Genomic DNA, 2,450 nt, shown 5'->3' on the forward strand with positions numbered 1-2,450 from the left:
CCCCACGGTGCTGTACGCCCCCACCTGGGAGGGCTGGGACGGCAACCCGGGCAACACCTCGATCGTGCTGGCCGGCGAGAACATCGTGCGCAAGCTGGTCGCGGCGGATCCGCCCGTGCGCGTGCTGTACAAGCCGCACCCCTTCACCGGCACGGTCAGCAAGGAGGCCGGCGCCGCCCACCAGCGCATCACCGCCCTGGTCCGCAAGGCCGCCGCGCAGCGCGCCCTCGACCCGCGCTTCGTCGCCGACACCGCCGTCCAGGCGCAGGCCAAGGCCGAGCTGGACCGGATCGAGGCCCGGCTGGCGCAGCTGGCCGGCACCGGCGGCGACCGCGGCGACGAGGCCGAGGCCACCCGTGACGGCGTGCTCGACGTCGCCCGGCACGAGGAGGCCGCCCGGCTGCGCGCCGAGTGGAACGACGCCTACTGGCGTTCCTTCCCCAGCTGGGAGCACCGGGTCATCACCGGGCCCGAGCCGCGGCTGTACGACTGCTTCAACGTCTCCGACGCGATGGTCTCCGACATCTCCAGCGTGGTCTCCGACTTCATCGCGAGCGGCAAGCCGTACGCGGTGACGGACTCCGCCGAGGTGGGCGCCGAGGAGTTCAAGCGGAACAACACGGCGGTGCGCGCCGCGGTGATCCTCTCCAACAGCGCGAACGAGCTGGGCGAGCTGCTGAGCGCCGTGCGCGACCCGGCCGCCGACCCGCTGGCCGAGGACCGCAAGGAGCTCAAGCAGTACCTGCTGGGCCCGGACGAGCCGACCTCGCTTCAGCAGTTCAACACCGCCGTCGCGAACCTCGCGCTCAAGGCCGAGACGCGCAACGTCGGGCAGCAGTCACGGGACGCGGCCGCCCTGGCCCAGGCGGAGGCCGAGCTGGCGACCGCCCTGCCCGGGCAGCGGGTGTCCACGGCCGGTGACACGGACGGAGTAGGCACGGGCTGAACTGCCGCCCACCGCTGAGGCGTTCGGCCCCCGAGGAGTTCCTCGGGGGCCGAGCCCTTGTGGTCTCCCGTTCCCTGTCCGTTCACCATGTGACGTGTCCCACTAATACCTGTGTGCGAGGCAACCGCTTGCCTCGATCACCCGTCTACCAAGTAGCGAATGAGGCGATACGGGGGGAATATCCCATTGACTAGGGGGAAACGTGACCGTGACGCAGCCTGATGTGAGCGTGATCATCGGGGCGTACGAAGCGATGCCGTATCTGATCGAGTGCCTCTCGTCCGTCGAGGCGCAGACCATCGATCCGGACCGCGTCGAGGTCATCGCGGTGGACGACGGATCGACGGACGGCACGGGGGAGTACCTGGAGGAGTTCGCCGAGCGGGCGCCCATGCACGTGCTGGTGATCCGGCAGGAGAACTCGGGCGGCCCCAGCGGCCCGCGCAACGTCGGCCTGGGCAAGGCGAGCGGGCGCTACGTCTTCTTCCTGGACGCCGACGACCGGCTGGGCCCCGAGGCGCTGGAGCGGATGGTCGCCATGGCCGACCGGGCCGGCACCGACGTCGTCCTCGGCAAGGTCGAGGGCGTCAACCGCTCGGCCCCGAAGTCCATGTGGGGGAAGACGGTGGAGCGGACGGACGTCTACTCCTCCAACATCAAGTTCACCCTCAGCGCGCAGAAGCTGTTCCGCCGCGAGCTGCTGGACCGGCACGGCATGCGGTTCGACGAGTCGCTGTTCACCGGCGAGGACGCGCTGTTCACGATGGAGGCCTACCTCCGGGCGAACGGCGTCTCGGTGGTCGCCGACCACACCTGCTACTACCTGGTCGGGCGTGACGACGGCAAGCACGTGACCAAGAGCGGCAGTTACACGCTGCGCTTCGACTCCGCGCGGGCCCTGATGAACCTCATCGCCGACCTCGTCCCGGCGGGCAGCCGGCGCGATCTGCTGATGGTCCGGCCCTTCCTGGTCACGCTGCTGCCGCAGTTCGGTCCGAAGTTCGCCACCGACAGCGAGGAGGTCCGCCGGCACAAGCTGGAGCTGGCCAAGCCGCTGATGGACGCCCACTGGACCGAGGGCGTCGCCGAGCGTCTGAAGGTCCACGAGCGGCTGCGGCTGCACCTGGTCGCCGAGCAGCGCCCGGACCTGCTGCTGGACGTGGTGCGGTTCGTCAAGGCCAAGAAGCAGGCCGCGGCCCTCCTGGAGAAGAAGGGCCGCCGCGTCTACCTGGCCTATCCGCACTTCCGCGACCGCGCCGCGGGCATTCCCGACGCGGTCTACCTCGCCGGGCCCCGCGAGGCCCGCGCGTTCCCGGGCTATCGGGAGGGCGGCGTCGACACGTTCGTACGGCGGGCGGTGCGCAAGGCGCGGCGCGTGCTGACGTCCCGTGAGATGCGGCCGGCGGCGTGAACGGCGGCGGGGCCGGGGGGTTCCCCGGCCCCGCCGACGAGGTGCCGTCCCGTCCCGCCGACGAGGTGCCGTCCGGTCCCGCCGTCCGGTTCG

Annotated in this window: 1 protein-coding gene and 1 pseudogene; both read left to right on the forward strand. The window is 71.2% G+C overall.

The window, feature by feature from the left end:
• A pseudogene (locus RIN80_RS03155) lies at positions 1–946 on the forward strand (hypothetical protein); the annotation flags it as partial.
• 202 nt (positions 947–1,148) lie between these two features.
• On the forward strand, positions 1,149–2,357 hold the full coding sequence (locus tag RIN80_RS03160) for a glycosyltransferase family 2 protein (protein ID WP_309093909.1): 1,209 nt from the start codon (positions 1,149–1,151) through the stop codon (positions 2,355–2,357).
• Positions 2,358–2,450 lie beyond the last annotated feature (93 nt).

Origin of the sequence: Streptomyces sp. (genome assembly GCF_031181705.1) — a bacterium.
Taxonomy (GTDB): domain Bacteria; phylum Actinomycetota; class Actinomycetes; order Streptomycetales; family Streptomycetaceae; genus Streptomyces.